Annotated in this window: 15 protein-coding genes; 11 read left to right on the top strand and 4 right to left on the bottom strand. The window is 68.6% G+C overall.

All coding sequences use genetic code 11. The features are described from left to right. Positions 1-47: 47 nt before the first annotated feature. Entirely contained in the window at positions 48-599 is a 552-nt protein-coding gene (locus A5699_RS24440; protein ID WP_067775193.1) for a CGNR zinc finger domain-containing protein, read from the top strand. A 66-nt stretch (positions 600-665) separates the two neighbouring features. Further along, the gene (gene eccB, locus A5699_RS24435; RefSeq protein ID WP_067775190.1) at positions 666-2069 is read left to right on the top strand and encodes a type VII secretion protein EccB; all 1404 of its coding nucleotides are present in this window, start codon (positions 666-668) and stop codon (positions 2067-2069) included. Here the strand turns inward: eccB and mycP are convergent. Both mycP and eccD read right to left on the bottom strand, forming a co-directional pair. Then, positions 2049-3362, bottom strand: a complete 1314-nt coding sequence (mycP, locus tag A5699_RS24430) for a type VII secretion-associated serine protease mycosin (RefSeq protein WP_067775332.1) — start codon at positions 3360-3362, stop codon at positions 2049-2051. The two genes, eccB and mycP, sit on opposite strands and share 21 nt — an antisense overlap. Continuing rightward, positions 3359-4708 carry a type VII secretion integral membrane protein EccD gene (gene eccD, locus A5699_RS30045; protein ID WP_067775187.1) on the bottom strand — a complete coding sequence of 450 codons (1350 nt, stop codon included), beginning with the start codon at positions 4706-4708 and terminating at the stop codon, positions 3359-3361. The genes mycP and eccD overlap by 4 nt, the downstream gene beginning before the upstream one ends. Before the next feature lie 121 nt (positions 4709-4829). On the opposite strand from eccD, the gene eccCb reads away from it, so the two are divergent. The 4 genes from eccCb (at position 4830) to A5699_RS24405 (ending at position 10496) form a co-directional block, all read left to right on the top strand. Continuing rightward, on the top strand, positions 4830-8624 hold the full coding sequence (eccCb, locus tag A5699_RS24420; protein ID WP_067775184.1) for a type VII secretion protein EccCb: 3795 nt from the start codon (positions 4830-4832) through the stop codon (positions 8622-8624). Further along, on the top strand, positions 8621-9787 hold the full coding sequence (locus A5699_RS24415) for a type VII secretion-associated protein (protein ID WP_231965817.1): 1167 nt from the start codon (positions 8621-8623) through the stop codon (positions 9785-9787). The genes eccCb and A5699_RS24415 overlap by 4 nt, the downstream gene beginning before the upstream one ends. A gap of 78 nt (positions 9788-9865) precedes the next feature. Beyond that, complete coding sequence (locus A5699_RS24410; protein WP_067775174.1) at positions 9866-10189, top strand: WXG100 family type VII secretion target; 324 nt, start codon at positions 9866-9868, stop codon at positions 10187-10189. A gap of 10 nt (positions 10190-10199) precedes the next feature. Next, positions 10200-10496, top strand: coding sequence for a WXG100 family type VII secretion target (locus A5699_RS24405; protein WP_067775171.1), 297 nt, complete (start codon positions 10200-10202; stop codon positions 10494-10496). Positions 10497-10567: 71 nt separating this feature from the next. Here the strand turns inward: A5699_RS24405 and A5699_RS24400 are convergent, their stop codons facing one another. Next, a complete protein-coding gene (locus tag A5699_RS24400) occupies positions 10568-11953 on the bottom strand; it encodes a DEAD/DEAH box helicase (RefSeq protein WP_067775168.1) in 1386 nt (461 codons plus the stop codon). A gap of 277 nt (positions 11954-12230) precedes the next feature. Between A5699_RS24400 and A5699_RS24395 the strand changes: the two genes are divergently transcribed. From A5699_RS24395 to A5699_RS24385, 3 genes are all read left to right on the top strand, one after another. Beyond that, entirely contained in the window at positions 12231-13496 is a 1266-nt protein-coding gene (locus tag A5699_RS24395; RefSeq protein ID WP_067775166.1) for a GAF domain-containing protein, read from the top strand. 132 nt (positions 13497-13628) lie between these two features. Continuing rightward, positions 13629-15152: an aldehyde dehydrogenase gene (gene adh, locus A5699_RS24390; RefSeq protein ID WP_067775327.1), complete on the top strand. Its 1524-nt coding sequence runs from the start codon at positions 13629-13631 to the stop codon at positions 15150-15152. 91 nt (positions 15153-15243) lie between these two features. Beyond that, positions 15244-15642 carry a heme-binding protein gene (locus A5699_RS24385; RefSeq protein ID WP_067775163.1) on the top strand — a complete coding sequence of 133 codons (399 nt, stop codon included), beginning with the start codon at positions 15244-15246 and terminating at the stop codon, positions 15640-15642. 29 nt (positions 15643-15671) lie between these two features. Here A5699_RS24385 and A5699_RS24380 read toward each other — a convergent pair whose 3' ends face one another. Next, on the bottom strand, positions 15672-16370 hold the full coding sequence (locus A5699_RS24380; RefSeq protein WP_067775160.1) for a (2Fe-2S)-binding protein: 699 nt from the start codon (positions 16368-16370) through the stop codon (positions 15672-15674). A 124-nt stretch (positions 16371-16494) separates the two neighbouring features. Between A5699_RS24380 and A5699_RS24375 the strand changes: the two genes are divergently transcribed. Beyond that, a complete protein-coding gene (locus A5699_RS24375) occupies positions 16495-16923 on the top strand; it encodes a diol dehydratase small subunit (RefSeq protein ID WP_067775157.1) in 429 nt (142 codons plus the stop codon). Between the two features lie 9 nt (positions 16924-16932). Further along, positions 16933-18651, top strand: coding sequence for a propanediol/glycerol family dehydratase large subunit (locus A5699_RS24370; protein ID WP_067775153.1), 1719 nt, complete (start codon positions 16933-16935; stop codon positions 18649-18651).

Here is an 18651-nt window from a genome sequence, read left to right as displayed (position 1 = left end):
TAGTGACAGTAGTGTTGACGCTACGGCGACAGGGAGTCATGAGTCAAATGCTTTTCACCTATGACACAGAGCTCACACTGCGGGCCGCGATGGTGCTGGTCAACACCGATCGGGTGACGGGCGAGACGCTCACCGACCAGGCCGCGCTGAGCGCCTATCTCGACGAATTCGGATGGACCGGGCGACGCGACCGCGACGAGGCCGAATTGGCGGCCGTGCGCGGCCTGCGCGGACGACTCGGCGAGATCTGGGCGGTGGCCGCCGACGAAGAGGAGACGGTCCGTCGGGTCAACGCCTTGCTCAGTGACACCAAGGCCGCGCCGTGGCTGACCCGCCACAAGGAGATGCCGGAATGGCATCTGCACCTGGCCTCGGTCGACGACCCGCTGGCGCAGCGGATGGGAGCGGAGATGGCGATGGCGCTGGCCGATCTGATCCGCGGCGGTGAACTCCGCCGGCTCAAGATCTGCGCGGCGCCCGACTGTGAGGCCGTGTTGACCGATCTGTCACGCAACCGTTCCCGCATTTTCTGCGACACCGGAAACTGCGGCAACCGTCAGCACGTCGCCGCCTACCGGCAGCGGCAACGCGCCGACTGACCCCAGGTCGTAAATCGGCGTGATCGTGGTGTCTCGCCCCGGGATAGGGTTGCCCACGGGGGAGATATGGCACGGCGATCGGCCACTCGGTTACAGCTCAGCGGGCATCGATTTCTGATGCGACGCATGGCGCATGCACTGGTCCGCGGTGATGCCCGCATGCTCGACGATCCGTTGCGCGCACAAGCCGTGGCCTACAGCGCAGGCTGCGTGCTGGCCGCCGTCGCAGTCGGGGTGTGCGCGGTGATCGCCGTCGTGCGGCCCGGTGCGGCACCGCGGGAGGCACCGATCCTGATGGCCCGGGATACCGGGGCGCTGTACGTCAGGGTCGGCGACGTCGTACACCCCGCGCTCAACCTGACCTCGGCCCGGCTCGTCGCCGGCGCACCGGCGAACCCGGTCGCGGTCAACGAGGCGGCCCTGGCGAAGCTTCGGCGCGGCCCGCTGGTCGGCATCCCCGGTGCGCCCTCGCATCTCGGCCCACCGCTGCGCCTCGACGAAACGGATTGGGCCATCTGCGATATCAGGAAGCCTGCCGAGACAGTGCTTCTGGCTGGGCCGGCAATGGCGCCGATACCCGAGGGGCAGGGGTTGTTGGTGTCGGCACGCACCGCGGGAGCGCCCACTTACCTGCTGAGCGATGGCCGCCGGGCTCGCGTCGACCTGCGCGATATCGCGGTGGTACGCGCACTTCATCTCGATCAGGTTACCGCTCAGCCGGTTTCGCAAGCGCTGCTGGACTCCGTCCCCGAGGTCCCCGCCCTGCGCGCACCCTCGATCACCGGCGTGGGTACGCCCGGGCCGGCTGCGCTGGGCGGGCTGCCCGTCGGCACCGTGGTGCGCGTGGTGCGCACCGGCCCGGCCGAGTTCTATGTGGTGCTTACCGACGGGCTTCAACGTATCGGCCGGGTGGCCGCTGACGTCATCCGGTTCAGCGTGGCGCAGCCCGGCGCCGAACCACCGGTCATCGCCGCCGACGACCTCGCCGCGGTTCCGATCGCCCACAGCCTTGCCGTGGGCCGGTTCCCGGAGCGGGTGCTGACCGGTGCGCGAGCGGTGATCTGTGCCCGGTGGAGTACGCAACCGTCCGAACCGTCCGCGAATACCGCAGTGGTCGTGGCTGATTCACTTCCCGACGGCAGCGTTCAACTGGCTCAGGCCGACGGGGCCGGGCCGAACGTCGACCGCACCCACATCCCGGCCGGGCGCAGCGTGCTGCTGCAGGCCACCGGGGTCGAGGGCGCGGACGGCGCGGGCGGCTTCAGTGGCCCGCTGTATCTCCTCGACGACCTCGGCGTGCTGTTCGGAATCCGTGACGGGGCAACTGCTGAGCTGTTGGGTCTCGGCACCACGCCGGTGCCTGCACCGTGGCCGATGCTGGCGATGCTGCCGCGGGGACCGGAGCTGAGCCGCGAAGCGGCCTCGGTTACGCGGGATTCGTTGTCCGGGCTACCCGCGGCGCCGGCGTAACCCGCTGGTCGACAACGCCAGTGCGATCAGGACCGTGAGGCCGACACACACACCGCCGCCACCGAAGGCGATACGTCGCGCCCGCGAATCGATCGGGGCCGGAATGGATGGCGTCACCGATGCCCGCACCAACGGTGCCGCCGGACCCGACGGTGCCGAGCCGCTGACCGCGGCCAACGGGTCGACAACACCATGTCCGACAACGGGATTCCAGCCGCCGGCGGGAGTGCGCGCGGTGTCCTCGATCCGACGCATCACCTCGCGGGCGTTGAGCCGGGGGAAGCGGGCGCGCACCAGTGCGGCGATCCCGGCCACCACGGGTGCGGCGTAATTGGTGCCCGAGATCGCGGTGTGCCGACCGATGGTGTCGATCAGGTGCTCGCCGTCGGGATGCAGGGAGGTCAGATTTTCACCCGCTGCGGCCACGTCGACCCAGGGCCCGGCCAGGCTGAAATCCGATGCCGTGCCGTCGCGTCCGACCGATCCGACGCACAGCACCAGATCGTCGTACCAGCCCGGGCTCGACACCGAACGCACACTGTCCCAGTCGGCTTGACCGCTCGGCCCGGTTGGCGCGTCCTGCTGGGCACAGCCCGCGCCGACGTTGCCGGCCGCGGCGACGACCACGACGTTGCGTTCCTCGACGGCAAATTTCAGGGCCGCACCGAGTGCCCGATCATCGGGTGCGGAGTCTGCTGCCACACAGGCCGGAGACGAGATGTTGATGACAGTGGCGCCGAGATCGGCCGCCGTGCGGACCGCCTGTGCCAAGGACTCGACATCGCCCACGCCCGTCGCGTCGGCGGCCTCGGCGAACTTGGTGCTCGACTGCCGGATCGCCAGGATGGTCGCATCGGGCGCCACCCCACTGAAGCCGTTGTCCGTTGCGGCACCGGCGATTCCGGCGACGATGGTGCCGTGGCCGTCGCAATCAGCGGTGCCGTCGCCGTGTGACACATAGTCGCCACCACCGACCAGGTGCGGCAGGAGCCGGTGCCGGGCGACGCCGGTGTCGATCACCGCGATCGTCTGGCCCTCGCCCCGCGACAGCGGCCACACCGAGTCCAACGCCAGCGGGGTGCCGACGACCGTGGTGGGAGCCGCGGCGGATCGGTAACAGGGCTGGCGTTGTTGCGTCGGCCGGGGCGGCGCCGGTGGCGCCGGTCGGGGGAGCAAGGTGGAATCGACCGCCGGTGGGACGACAACTGCAGGCCCCACAGCCTGGGCCGGGGTGATCGCCACCAACGGCAACCCGGCAATCACCGCCACAACCAGCCGGCCCGCGCTGCTCACCACAACCCCGCGGCGCGTACGACATCGAAGGCCCCGCCGAGCCAGCAGGCCAGCGGGACGATCGCCGCCAGGGCACCGTATTCCGCCGCATCGGCGAGTCGGGCGGTTAGCGGGCTTTCGAACCGGACCGGCCAGAGCCCGGCGAGTCCGGCGCCAACGGCGATCACGCCGGCCCATCCGCCATACTCCGGTGCCCACGCCACCACGAGCAGGAAAGCGGCAGTGAGTGAACAGAATCCGGTGACCATGGATCCGATGCGGCAGCGGCCGGACGCGTAGGTACGTGTGCGCAGCAGCAGTACCACGCCGACAGACACCGCGAACGCGACCTCGATTGCGCTCACCTGCCGTAGGCCGGCGACCACGAGAGTGATGGTGCCCAATGCGGCCGCGGCCGAACAACCGAGGACCAGGCCGACCAGGTTGCGGTGCCCCTCACGGGCCTGGGCATCCACGTCAGAAGCATTGACAGCGATACCTTCTGACCCGCAGTCAGGCACCGGGGGTGTCAGGCCGGCAAGTGCGATGGACAACCGCGGGGCCAGTGGCAACAAGCCGATGCCCAGTGCGCTGAGCAGCGCAGCCGATGCGGTCGTCGTCAAGGCCCACAACACCGCGCCCGCGGTGGCAACGGCGATCAGTCCGGTGGCAGTCACCACCGCAATCAGGAGTTCCTTGTCGCGCCCCGGCAACCGGAGCAGGACGGCACCGAGCGAGCCGGCTGCCACGGCAGCCAGAAAGACGTTCGCCGCAGCGGGTCCGCCCGGAACCACGAGGAATCCCAGGGCCGCGGCGCACCCCACGGCCACGGCGTCGGCCACCGTAGCCAGTGCTGGTTCGAGGTCCAGCCGGTGCGCGGCCATTGCCACGGCGCCCACGGCGACAGCGATGGCCGCCGCTGCGGCGATGCGCCCCCAGCCGTGGCCGTCGACACCGGCCCACAACGCCGCGAGGAGACCGAGCGCGCAGGTCCACAGGCAGCCCATCGCGCGCACGCTGATGGGTATTCGCTCATCGGGCGCGTGCACGGTCAGGGCGGTGATCAGCGTCCGATTCGGCGACGGGTGCTCGTCGACACCCTCCAGGACGAGCAGATCACCGTCGTGAATCCCGTTCTGCGTCAGCGTGGCCGACTCGTCCAGGTGATATCCGCCCAGAAGGGACAGCCGCCAGCGGTGCGGGGCGCCATGGCCTGCGTTGACGACATCGACGATCCAGGGCAGCAGCTCGCCGACGGTCAACGCCCTGGGCAGGGACAGATCGAACGTATTCCCGGAATCGGCCGCGCTCGACGATCCGTTCGACGATCCGCAGTGAATCGATACGTGGCACAACGAATCCGGCATCGCATCACCCCCCGGTTGACGCCGACACTGTCACGGTAACCGACCCGGCGCGCACCCCGACGCACGAATTTTTCTGGGCCGAAATGGGAACCGGACAGGGCCGGCATGCGTCCAAAAGTCGATGGAACCTTCCTGCACACCACCGGCGACCCGCGGGTCCGCCGCGGCGGGCTCGCCGGGCACCGGGCAGATGGTGGTCGACGCGCCGCCCGCGCTGCCTCGCCGTGCCCCGGTCAACCCGCTGACCAGGGTGTTCCCGATTGTGCTTGTGGTGGCAATGGCGGGCATGATCGCGGTGTACGTGTCGTCGGGGGCCATGGCGACGCGCGGACCCACGGCGATGATGTTCCCGATCATGATGGCCCTGTCGGCGATCGGCACCGTCGTCTTCGGCCTCAGGGGCGGCGGCGGAGCCGCCGAACTGCACCGGGACCGTTGCGCGTACCTCCGTTACCTCGATGGGGTCGACACCGTGGCAGCTGAAACAGCCCGCTCCCAGTGGCTCCAGGCGCATGCGGCGCATCCCGATCCGCGGCGGTTGTGGACGTTGGCTGCGGCGGAGCGGATATGGGATCGTCGCCCGGACGCGCCGGACTTCTGTGAGGTGCGGATCGGAGTCGGGCAGCAGCCGCTGTGGACGCGGTTGGTGGTGGCCCAAGACAACTGGCACGAAGACAACTGGCACGAAGACACCTCGGGGCAAGAAACCGATCCGGTAACGGCATCGGCTCTGGGGCAACTGCTCCGGCGCCGGTCGATGGTAGACGACGCACCGGTCACCGTGAACCTCCGCGAGCTTGGCCACCTCGCCGTGGCTGGGTCGGTGGACACGTCTCGGGCTCTGCTGCGGGCGGTGATCTGCCAGCTGGCGACGGCCCACAGCCCTCGACACGTGCGGATCGCGGCGGTCCTCGGCGCAGCCGTGGTCGAGCACTGGGACTGGCTGAAATGGCTTGCACACCACTGGAGTTCCGTTCCCGATGGGCAGCCCGTCCCATTACGGGTCCGTAGGCTCACCGAGCTGCCGTGCGCTGACCCGGCCGTGCACACCGTCGTCATCGTCGATTCGGTCACCGCCGGCGTCGCGAATCCGGGGCCCGGTGGCGCGCTCACCCTGCTGAGCGTGGCCGCGACCACCGAAACCGGCACCGCCGATCTACATCTGGACCTCGACGCGGAAGTTCCGCGATGCGGCGATACGCCGGTGCGCGTCGATCAGCTGACCCTCACCGAAGCGCTCACGTGCGCCCGACGGCTGGCGCGGCACCGGGCCGCACCGGTGCCGGACACCTCCGGTTGGCCGGCGCTGATCGGTGTCGACGACGTGGAACGGATGGAGCCGCCGGTGCACCCACCACCACTGCAGCGGTTCCTTCGGGTGCCCATCGGGCGAACCCAGGACGGCAGCGCGGTGCATCTCGACCTGAAAGAGGCGGCGCACGACGGGATGGGACCACATGGGCTGTGTGTCGGTGCCACCGGATCCGGTAAGTCGGAGTTCCTCCGCACCCTTGTGCTCGGGTTGATCGCCACCCATCCGCCTGAGGTGCTCAACCTGGTGCTGATCGACTTCAAAGGTGGCGCAACGTTTCTCGGCCTGAACCGAACCCGCCACGTCAGCGCGCTGATCACCAACCTGTCCGAGGAAGCACACCTGGTGGCGCGGATGGCCGACGCTCTGGCCGGCGAGATGACCCGTCGGCAGGAACTGCTGCGGACGGCCGGAAATCTCGCGAACCTCGACGAATACCGGCGTCGCACCGACCTGCCCGGCCTCCCGGCCCTGCTGATCGTGGTCGACGAGTTCTCCGAGCTGCTGCAGCAGCACCCTGATTTTGCCGAGCTGTTCGTGGCGATCGGCCGGCTCGGACGATCGCTGGGGATCCATCTGTTGCTGGCCAGTCAGCGGCTCGATGAAGGCCGGCTGCGTGGCTTGGACAGCCACCTGTCCTATCGGGTGTGCCTCAAGACGTTCTCGCCCAGCGAGTCCCGTTCGGTGCTCGGAATCTCCGACGCGTACGAGCTGCCGAACACACCGGGAGCGGCCTACCTCAAGACGCCCTCCGGTGAGATCGTCCGATTTCAGACCGCCTTCGCCTCGGCACCACATACGCTGGGACAGCCGGCTTTCCGCGCGAAGGACAGCGACGACCCCGCCCCGCGGCGCTTCTCGTTGTCCTGGACGGCATCAACCCGGTCGTCACCGCCGGCAGCGACGACGACCGTGCTGCAGCGTGTCGTCGATCGGTTGAGCGGTCACGGGACACCGGCACACCAGGTGTGGTTGCCGCCGCTGCCGGCGGCCATCCCGCTCAGTGATGTGCTGTTCACCGATCACGAGCCGCTCACCGTGGCGATCGGCCTGATCGACCGCCCCTTCGAGCAACGGCGTGACCGGCTGTTGCTGGAATTGGCTGCCGGCCAGGGCAACGTGGCGGTCGTCGGTGGCCCGCAGTCGGGGAAGTCCACCGCCGCAATGACTGTGGCGCTCGCTCTGGCAGCGTCGCATGCTCCGCGTGACGTACAGATCTACGGGCTGGACTTCGGCAGCGGCGCACTCGGTGGACTGCAGGCACTGCCGCATGTCGGGGCGGTGGCCGGGCGCGGCGATCCCGATCTGGTTCGGCGCACCATCGCCGAGTTGCAGACTCTGGTACGCGTCCGCGAGGACCGCTTCACCGCACTGGGCATCAGCTCCATGGCCGAGTACCGGGCACGGCGCGCCACCGGGGAAGTCGGCGATCCGTTCGGTGACGTGTTCCTGGTCATCGACGGCTGGTCGAGCTTCCGTGGTGAATTCGATTCACTGGAGCCGGCGATTACCGCCCTTGCCGTACAGGGCCTTTCGCTTGGTGTGCACATCGTGGTGACCGCGTCGCGGTGGGCTGATTTCCGGCCGGCGCTCAAGGATCAGCTGGGCACCCGGATCGAGCTGCGGCTCGGTGATCCCGCCGAATCGGAGATGGACCGCAAGCGTGCCCGCGAGCTCGGTCTCGGCCGGCCGGGCACCGGGCTCACCCGTGAGGGCAGGGAGCTGCTCGTCGCGCTGCCCCGGCTGGACGGCACACCGAGCACGACCGGAATCACCGCGGCGCTGAACCGGGTCGCCGACACGCTGTCTGCTCAGCACGGTGGTGACCGGGCCCCGCGTATCCGGCTGCTGCCACCGCGGGTGTGCAGCGACGAACTGCCGCCGGTGCCTCGGCGTCGCGCCACCGAGGTGCTGCTGGGGCTGGGTGAACGCGAACTCGCCCCGGTGCTGGTCGATTTCGCGGCCCACCCCGATCTGGTGATCCTCGGTGACACCGGCTGCGGCAAATCCACCGCGTTGCGTGCACTGTGCGCCGATCTGGTGGCCGCCAACGACCCGTCGGACGTGCAGCTGCTCATCGTCGACTTCCGCCGGGCGTTGCTCGGTGCAGTGGAATCGGAGCATCTGACCGGATATGCCGCCTCGCCCGGCGCGCTCGAGGCCGCGCTGCCGCCGGTGCTCGATATTCTGCGTAGCCGGATGCCCGGGCCCGACGTGACGCAGGGGGCGCTTCGCGACCGATCCTGGTGGACCGGCCCGGAGTTCTACATCGTGGTCGACGACTACGATCTGGTCGCCACGGCCGGCGCGAATCCGTTGTCTCCGTTGTCGAACGTCCTGCCGTACGCGCGCGATCTCGGTGTGCATCTGGTGGTGGCCCGTCGGTCGGGCGGTGCGGCCCGGGCCATGTTCGATCCGGTCCTGGCGGCGGTCAAAGATCTCGGCGGCATGGGCCTGGTGATGAGCGCAAGCCCCGACGAGGGCGTGCTGTGGGGATCGGTGAGACCGGTACGGCTTCCGCCCGGACGCGGCACATTGATCACCCGCGGTGCGCCGGATCAACTGGTGCAGGTCGCGATACCCGGGCCGGACGAACCGTGGTGACGACGGTCGTCGAGGTGGGCCCGGTGACGGTGCGCGGGCCGGGGCCGGTGCCGGCTGCGCGGGCCGCAATCGCGGTGGCCGGAATTGACGACGAGACCGTGCTGGTCGAGGACGAACCGGTAGCGGCAGCGGATCTGTGGGCAGAACTTCTGGACGCGGCGGGCGCGGGCGCGGACCACCTCACGCTGGTCTGCCCGACGTGGTGGACCGCCGATCAACGGCGGAGGTTGGCCGCCGCGGCCACGTCGTCAGGGGTTGAAGTGGTTGTGATGCAGCGGATTCCAGCCCTGAACCGGGTGGTCGGCGGGGTGTCCCGGATGGTGGTGGAGATCGCCGACGAGCTGGTGGTGATCTCGGGTGGCGAGGCCGACGCCGTTCCGGTGGTCGTGGCCCGCCATGCCGACGGCGACGAACCCGATGTGGACCCGGCCGCGATCGTGCGCGCGGTGATCGCGATGGGAGGCGGCGCGGGTGGGGTGATCGTCGATGCGCCACCGGATGTCATCGCAGCCGCCGGTCTGGGTGCTGCCGTGGCGGCCGGACTGCGTGCCGCAGGGATGGATGTTACGTCGGCCGACGTCGGCGCCTGGCGCGCCGCGCCCACCGCATCCGCTGCCCCGGTGCCTGCGGATGCGCCGACCCGTCGGGGTCGATCGATGATGAGCGCGGCCGTCGCAGTGGCCGTCGCGGTGGCCCTGATCCTGGGAGGACTGGCCGTTGCCGCCTGGCACGGGCGCACCCCGCCGATGACCGTTCTGGTCGAGGGCCGTGTCGGCGTCCAGATACCGGCCGGGTGGACGGTGCAGCGGGTCACCGACGGGCCGGGATCGGCTCGGGTGCAGATTGTCTCGCCGTCGGACCCGCAGGTGATGCTCCACCTGACGCAGTCCGCCGTCGGCGACGGCGCGATCGCCGACACCCTCCAGGAGGCACTTGCGGGCCAACCGTCGGGAGTCTTCGTCGACTTCGATCGCGCGGCGGTCGTCGCCGGGCGTCCGGTGGTCCGGTACCGGGAAGTCCGTTCCGGACGCGAGATCCGATGGGGCGTGCTCGCGGACGGTCCGGTCCGGATCGCGCTCGGCTGCCAGAGCCCTTCGGGAGCCGGTGAGGTGGTCCGGCCCGCATGTGAAGCGGCGATCCGGTCGGCCCATGTGGTGCGGTAGAAATCGGATGGAACCGAACCGGGCTGCGCTGCGTCGAATTGTTATATCCCGCAAGACAAGACCGGAAGGGCAGGACACATGCCACCAGGACTGACCGGGCCGCTGGGCACCGACTTCGACGTGATGACGAGCGTGGCCGGCCGGATCGACGTGCTCAACGTCGATGTCCGCGCCATGCTTTCGACCTTCATCGGGCGGATGAGCAGTGTGCCGCCTTCGGTGTGGGGCGGGGTGGCGGCAGCGCGGTTCCGTGATGTGGTCGACCGCTGGAACAGTGAATCACTGACATTGCACACCACGTTGGGCCGCATCGCCGAGACCATCCGCGCCAACGAACGGACGTTGCGCGCGGCCGTCGACTCCCACGCGCAGCGGCTCGGTGCCGTCGGCGACGGCATCTGAGGGGCCGGCGATGAGCAACGTGTTGTCATACGACTTCGGTGAGATCGAATACACCGTCCGCCAAGAGATCCACACCACCTCCAGCCGGTTCAACGCCGCCCTGGACGAATTGCGGGCCCAGATCGCGCCGCTGCAGCAGGTCTGGACGCGGGAGGCCGCGCAGGCCTACGCCGTCGAGCAAGCGCGATGGAACCAGGCGGCCGCAGCACTCAACGAAATCCTGTTCACCCTGGGCAACGCGGTGCGCGACGGTGCGGATGACGTGGCCGCCACCGACCGCAGCGCGGCGAACGCCTGGGGCAGCTGAAGCCGGTGCGGTCCCGTTCGACATGGAGAGGCGAGCGGGACCGCACACTTCAGGTGCCGGCGGCCCGGTTTCTACCGGCTGGAGTTGGCGTCGCCTGCCCGCCGGGGGCGCCGCGGCCCACCGCGCTGATGGCCGCCGGTACCGGAGCGGGCCGGAGCTCCGCCGTTGCGGTTGCCACCGCTGGGACGGTTGCGTCGCTGCTGCTGACCGGACTTACCGCCACCCTGGCGGCGCGGCGCCTGGGCGGGCTGCGCAGCGGGCTCGGGGCGGATCGGATCACCGAAAACCCGGTCGCCGGGCGCGATCTCACGAAGCACCGGATGGTCGGTGCCCTTCACCCGGGTGATGGTGGGCTTGACCCCGGCCTTGCGGGTCAGGCTGCGCACGTCGGAAACCTGGGCGTCGTGCATGATCGTCACGACGGTGCCCTCGTTGCCGGCGCGGGCCGTGCGGCCGGACCGATGCAGGTAGGCCTTGTGCTCGACCGGCGGGTCGGCGTGCACGACGAGGCTGACGTCGTCGACGTGGATACCGCGGGCGGCGATGTCGGTGGCCACCAGCACGCCCGCCGATCCGTCGGAGAACGCCGTCAGGTTACGGGTACGGGCGTTCTGGGACAGGTTGCCGTGCAGCTCAACTGCCGCGATACCGCGTGAATTCAGTTGGCGGGTGAGGTTTTTCGCACCGTACTTGGTGCGGGCGAAGACGATCGTGCGGCCCGGTGCGGCGGCCAGGTCGGCGACCACGTTGATCCGCGTCGAATTGTCCACGTGCAGCACGTGGTGCACCATCGCGGTCACCGGGGACTGGGCGGAGTCCACGCTGTGCACCACCGGTTCGTGCAGGTAGCGGTCCACCAGGACGTCCACCCCGGCGTCGAGGGTGGCCGAGAACAGCAGCCGCTGGCAGTTCTTCGGCGTGCGGTCCAGCAGCCGCTTCACGCCGGGCAGGAAGCCGAGATCGGCCATGTGGTCGGCCTCGTCGAGCACGGTGATCTCCACCGCGGACAGATCGGCGTGACCCGAACGCATGTGGTCCTCGAGCCGTCCCGGGCACGCGATCACGATGTCCACCCCGCGCTGCAGCGCCGCGATCTGCGGGTTGGGGCCCACACCGCCGAAGATGTTGACCGACCGCAAACCGGTGGCCGCCGCCAGCGGGGCCAGCGACGCCTCGATCTGGGTGACCAGTTCGCGGGTGGGCGCCAGGATCAGCGCGCGCGGGCGGTTGGGAGCCCGCCGGGTTCCGCTTTTGGCCAGGCGCGACACCAGCGGGAGCAGGAACGCATAGGTCTTGCCGGAGCCGGTGCGGCCGCGGCCGAGCACATCGCGGCCGGTCAGCGAGTCAGGCAGGGTGGCGGCCTGGATGGGGAACGGCGTGGTCACACCGTTGGCGGCAAGTGCCGCCACAAGTTCGGTGGGCAGGCCGAGGTCGGCAAACGTGGTCTGGGCAGACAAAAAACAACTCCGAAGAAAGTAGGCGACGTTCTGCTCGGCGCGGGTGACTCCCGCGGCGCTGAGATGGTGAGATCGAGATCGCGGCAAAGGCAGAACGAGCAAGCCGCCGTGACACCACTATACCGGCCGGCGACCGATTCACCGATTCGCCAGCGTGTGACCACGCGGTGGCATACACGCAACCGGCAGGTCAACTATCCTGGCGGTCACGCGTCAATGCCATGTCCATGCCGGGAGCGTGATAGCGGTGGCCGCATCGAGAACCGCGGGAGGCCGGATGTCAACCCGGGCACAGCCCGCGAAGGTGCGTGCCATCCATGACCTGTTCATCGAGGGTCGGGTGGATGCCGACTATCTGGATTCGGCCCCGGTGCGCCGCATCATCGCCGAGAGTTGGCAGCGCAGCCTGGCTACCGGTGTGGATCCTGACCTCGGCGCCAGGGCCGCGGCTGCCGCGACGGCGCTGACCGAACTGCGCGAGAGCCATCCGTTGGCTGCCACCTTGCCGCTGATCCGGCGGCTCCTGGTCGATGATGCCGTCGACGCCGGGGTGCTGGTGGCGATCACCGCGGCCGACGGCACGCTGCTCTGGGTCGAGGGCGACCATGGCGTGCGCCGCAAAGCCGAGGCGATGAACTTCGTGCCCGGATCGGACTGGAGCGAGCGCACGGCCGGGACCAACGCCCCGGGCACCGCCCTGGCGTTGGACCGCGAACTGCAGATCTTGGGCTCCGAGCACTTCTCCCGCATCGTGCACCCGTGGAGTTGTACGGCGGTTCCGGTGCACGACCCGGCCACCGGCGCACTACTGGGTGCCATCGATCTGACCGGCGGGTCAAAGGTGGCGTCACCGCAGACGTTGGCCCTGGTCAGGGCGACCGCGGCGGCAGTGGAGAACCAGTTGGCCCTGCTGCGCCTCACCACACCCGTCGTCGCCCCGAAGGACGAGGGCGCGCGGCTGCGGGTGCTGGGCGCCGACCGGCCGCGCTGGCGGGTGCCCGATGCCACCGGCCGGCCGCAGGACAGTGTGCTGACCGGGCGGCACGCCGACATCCTGGTGTTGCTGATCCGCCACCCCGAGGGCTTGAGCGCGGATCATCTGGCGCTGCTGCTCGACGACAAAGACCTCGACGTGGTCACGGTGCGCGCCGAGGTGTCGCGGCTACGCCGGGTCATCGGTGGCCAGTACATCGCCTCGCGGCCGTACCGACTGCTCGCGCCGGTGGCCAGCGACATGGGTGACGTGTACGACGCGCTGCAGGCCGGGAACGTGGCGGCCGCCCTCGATGCGTACGCGGGGGCGTTGTTGCCGCAGTCGGTGTCTCCGGCGATCGCCCGGCTGCGTACCGAGCTGAGCGCCAGCCTGCGTGAAGCGGTCCTGACCGGCGGCAACCTGCAACTGCTGCGCCGGTGGTTGGAGCTGCCCGACGGCCGTGACGATCGCCGCGGCTGGCGAGTGCTGCACGATCACGCCGACGCCGACCCGGTGGCCCGCGCGCAGGCTCGCGGACATCTGGCCGGAATCGACTCAGAACTGGCCTGAATCGTCGGCCGGCCGACGGGTTGAATCGTCGGCCCGCCGACGCATTTCACGTGTGCAACTGTGCTGCAACGTACTGCTGACTACCTTTAGTGATGACCGACACACAACCGTGTCCGAATGCAGGAGATTGCCATGACTGTATATGCCCGCCCGGGTGCCGACGGCGCTCTGATGTCCTTCGAATCCCGCTATGACAACTACATCGGCGGAGAGTGGGTTGCTCCCGTAGAAGGCCGTTACTTCGAGAACCCGACGCCGGTGACGGGCCAGGTGTTCTGCGAGGTGGCCCGCTCCTCGGAGGCCGACGTCGAGAAGGCGCTGGACGCCGCGCACGCCGCCGCACCGGCCTGGGGCAAGACCTCGCCGGCCGCCCGCGCCGTCATCCTCAACAAGATCGCCGACCGGATCGAGGAGAACCTCGAATCCGTGGCGCTGGCCGAGTCGTGGGACAACGGCAAGCCGATTCGCGAGACGCTGAACGCCGACATCCCGCTGGCAATCGACCACTTCCGGTACTTCGCCGGGGTGCTGCGCGCCCAGGAAGGTTCGCTCTCGCAGATCGACGAGGACACCGTCGCCTACCACTTCCACGAGCCCCTCGGCGTGGTCGGCCAGATCATCCCGTGGAACTTCCCGATCCTGATGGCGGTCTGGAAGCTGGCGCCCGCGCTGGCCGCAGGTAACGCCGTGGTGCTCAAACCTGCTGAGCAGACTCCGGTTTCGGTGCTGTACCTGATGTCGTTGATCGGTGACCTGCTGCCTGCCGGTGTGGTCAACGTGGTCAACGGTTTCGGCGTCGAGTGCGGCAAGCCGCTGGCCTCCAGCAACCGGATCGCCAAGATCGCCTTCACCGGTGAGACCACCACGGGCCGGCTGATCATGCAGTACGCCAGCCAAAACCTGATCCCGGTGACGCTCGAGTTGGGCGGCAAGAGCCCCAACATCTTCTTCTCCGACGTGCTGGCGGCCACCGATGACTTCCAGGACAAGGCGCTGGAAGGCTTCACCATGTTCGCCCTGAACCAGGGCGAGGTGTGCACGTGCCCGTCGCGGTCGCTGATCCAGGCCGACATCTACGACGAGTTCCTCGAGCTGGCCGCGATCCGCACCAAGGCCGTGCGCCAGGGCGACCCGCTGGACACCGAGACGATGATCGGTGCGCAGGCCTCCAACGATCAGCTGGAAAAGATCCTGTCCTACATCGAGATCGGGAAATCCGAAGGCGCCCAACTGATCACCGGTGGTGAACGGGCCGATCTGGGTGGTGATCTGGGCGGCGGCTTCTACGTGGCGCCGACGATCTTCACCGGCAACAACAAGATGCGACTGTTCCAGGAGGAGATTTTCGGCCCCGTCGTCGCGGTGACCTCGTTCAAGGACTACGACGAGGCCATCTCGATCGCCAACGACACCCTCTATGGCCTCGGCGCCGGTGTGTGGAGCCGCAACGGCAACACCGCCTACCGGGCCGGCCGGGACATCAAGGCCGGCCGGGTGTGGACCAACTGCTACCACCAGTACCCCGCGCATGCCGCGTTCGGTGGCTACAAGCAGTCGGGCATCGGCCGGGAGAACCACAAGATGATGCTCGACCACTACCAGCAGACCAAGAACCTGTTGGTCAGCTACGGGAACAAGGCCCAAGGCTTTTTCTGACACCGAGCCACCGCCGAACGTGGGCTTGTGTGCGTAACCCCCCCGCAAATCTCGCACACAAGCTCACGTTCGCGGTCTACCTGGAGGACATATGACATCCCTGCCGTTGTCCACGGCGCAGAAGGTGATCGACGCCGCCATCGCGAAGGCGAACGAGATCGGCCAGCCGATGAACATCGCGGTGGTCGATGACGGAGGCCATCTGGTGGCATTCGTCCGGATGGACGGTGCGATCAAGGCCAGCATCGACATCTCGATCCGCAAGGCGCGCACCGCGGTGCTGATGAACCTGCCCACCAGCGCGCTGATGGACCTGGTTCAGCCCGGCGGTGAGTTGTACGGCCTGGAGCAGACCGCGGGCGGCCTCGTAGTGTTCGGCGGTGGCATTCCGCTGGAGGCCGATGGCATCGTCATCGGCGCGGTCGGTGTCAGTGCGGGAAGTGTGGAGCAGGATGTGGCGGTGGCGACCGCCGCGGCAGCGGCAATCTGACAGAAGCCGGAGTGGCAGCCCTGTAGGCATCACACCAACACGCAGTCACCACAGTAGCCGCCGCCGGGCACTTGGTAGAACAGGCAGCAGTTGCGCCGCCGAAACCGTTGTCCCGCAACCTCTGCGGTCCCACGCAGCCGCTCGGTCGTGAGCAGTGCCGTCACCAGTTCGCGGCCGTGCGCGGCGGCGTCGGGACGGGAGCCGGCCAGCACGGTGACGGCACCGTTGGCCGCCGATGCGACGTTGCCCCACATCACCTGTGGTGGCAGCGAAACCGCCTGCCGCATCGTGTCGTTCAGCAGGTTCAACACGAGCCCGATCAGCGAATCGGCGATGATGGCTGCGCCGCGGTGTGGGTCGGTTTCACGCACCCACTCGACACCGTCGGACCCCAGCAGTGGTCGATGTGATGAATTCTCCTGCCAGAAGAGCGAATCCAGCGTGAGCACGGGAACGGCGCCCAGGCACACCGCGGCGCCGACGGCGGGGGAGAGCAGGCGCGCGGTGATCGCCAGGTGCAGCGAGGAGGCCGCTGCCTTGACCGGGATGTCGGCCTCGTCGACGCCGAAGCCGGATGCGGTCGCGGCCCGGGTGCGCATGGTGTACTCGCGTAACACCGCCGGGTCGCCGCACAGCGATCCGATGGGCCGCCAGGTGGCCGCCTCAGCCGTCGGCAGGGCAAAGAACTCGCCGAGGGCGGCGAGCGAGCTGAATCCCGGAACGTGCATCGTCGGGACAGGTTAGCCGCACTGACCTGCAGCGCAACCTTCATGCAACGTGATGCAGCGCACAATCGTCGGGCGTTGTGTTGCACGCGGAGAGAGAACCGCACCGAATCAGTTGGAGCAGTGAATGACAGAACCGACCCTCGATCCGTCGGCGGACTACCCGCTGAGCCTCAATCGCACGGACTTGCTGTTCACCCCCAACGGCAAGCCGATCACCGACCTCACCGTGGAGGCGGTGATGTCAGGTGAGGTCGAAGCCTCGGACCTGCGCATCACGCCGCAGACATTGCGCCTGCAGGCGCAGATCGCCGAGAAGGTGGGGCGTCGCCAGCTGGGGTCGAACCTCCGCCGGGCCGCCGAGATGACCGCAATCAGCGATGAGCGGGTGTTGCAGATCTACAACGCGTTGCGGCCCAACGCCTCGACCAAGGCCGAGCTCGACTCGATCGCCGACGAGTTGGACACGAAATACGGCGCGGGATTGCTGGCCGAGCTCGTCCGTGAAGCCGCCGACGTATACGAGCGTCGCGACATCCTGGCCACCAGCGAATAGGAGACACCGGTGACAGCAGCATCGCCCCAGCATTCCGCGGCAGGCCACCGCCGGCAGTCCGAGCGCACCAAGGTCCTCGAAGACCGGCCGGTCAACCTCGACGGCTTCGTCGAGGAATGGCCCGAGGTCGGCATGGTGGCCATGGACAGCGCCTTCGATCCGGCGCCGAGCGTGCGGGTCGCCGACGGCGTCATCGTGGAGATGGACGGCCGGGCCCGTGCCGATTTCGACTTCATCGACCAGTTCATCGCCGATCACGCCATCGACATTGCGACCACCGAACAGGCCATGGCGATCCCGGCGGCAGAGATCGCCCGGATGCTGGTCGACCCGCATGTGACCCGCGAACAGGTGATCGCGGTGACCGGTGGCCTCACCCCGGCCAAGCTGCTCGAAGTCGCCAAGACGCTCAACATCGTCGAGATCATGATGGGCATCCAGAAGATGCGGGCCCGTCGCACTCCGGCGAATCAGGCGCACTGCACGAGTGCGCGGGACAATCCACTGCAGGTCGCCTGTGAGGCCGCCGAGGCATCGCTGCGCGGATTCTCGGAAGTGGAAACGACTTTGGGCGTCGTGCGCTACGCGCCGCTGGTCGCGATGGCCCAGCAGATCGGTAGCCAGGTCGGCATCGGCGGCCGGCTGACCCAGTGCGCGCTGGAGGAGGCCACCGAGCTGGAACTGGGTATGCGCGGCATCACCGCCTACGCCGAGACCATCTCGGTGTACGGCACCGAATCGGTGTTCGTCGACGGCGACGACACTCCATGGTCGAAGGCGTTTCTGGCCGCCGCCTATGCGTCACGCGGGATCAAGATGCGGTTCACCTCCGGCACCGGCTCTGAGGTACAGATGGGCAATGCCGAAGGCCGGTCCATGCTGTACCTGGAGATCCGCTGCATCCTGGTCGCGAAAGGTGCAGGCGTACAAGGATTGCAGAACGGTTCGATCTCGTGCATCGGTGTGCCCGGCGCAGTGCCGGCCGGCATCCGGGCCGTCGCGGCCGAGAACCTGATCGCCTCGGCGCTGGACCTGGAATGCGCCTCGGGTAACGACCAGTCGTTCTCGCATTCGCCGATGCGCCGGATCGCCCGGTTGTTGCCGCAGATGATGCCGGGCACCGACTTCATCTGCTCGGGCTACTCGGCGCCGCCGAACTACGACGACATGTTCGCCGGGTCCAACCTGGACGCCGAAGACTACGACGACTTCAACACCATCCAGCGGGACCTGCAGATCGACGGCGGACTGCGCCACGTGAACGAGGCCGAGATCCTCGCGGCCCGCCGCCGCGCGGGTAAGGCGCTGCAGGCGGTGTTCGCCTATCTCGACCTGCCGGCCATCACCGATGCCGAGATCGAGACGGCCGTGTATGCCCATGGCAGCCGCGAGCTGATCCCGCGCGACGTCCTCGAAGACCTCAAGGGCGCCCAGCAGGTGATGGATCGCAACATCACCGGGCTGGACCTGGTCAAGGCGCTGGAATCCACCGGCTTCTCCGATGTCGCCGAAAACCTGTTGGCCGTGCTGCGGCAACGGGTTTCCGGTGATCTGCTGCAGACCTCGGCGATCATGACGCGTGACCTCACACCGTTGTCCGCAGTCAACGACCGCAACGACTATGCGGGTCCCGGTACCGGATACCGACCGTCCGGCGATCGCTGGGAGGAGATGAAGCGGCTGCGGCACGTGACCAGCGCCGAGAACCCCGAGCAGGAGGTCCAGTGA

It is taken from the genome of Mycobacterium sp. E802 (assembly GCF_001666875.1).
Lineage (GTDB): Bacteria > Actinomycetota > Actinomycetes > Mycobacteriales > Mycobacteriaceae > Mycobacterium.
The sequence above is the reverse complement of the archived record's forward strand: the minus strand, read 5'-3'. Positions and strand labels throughout refer to the sequence as shown.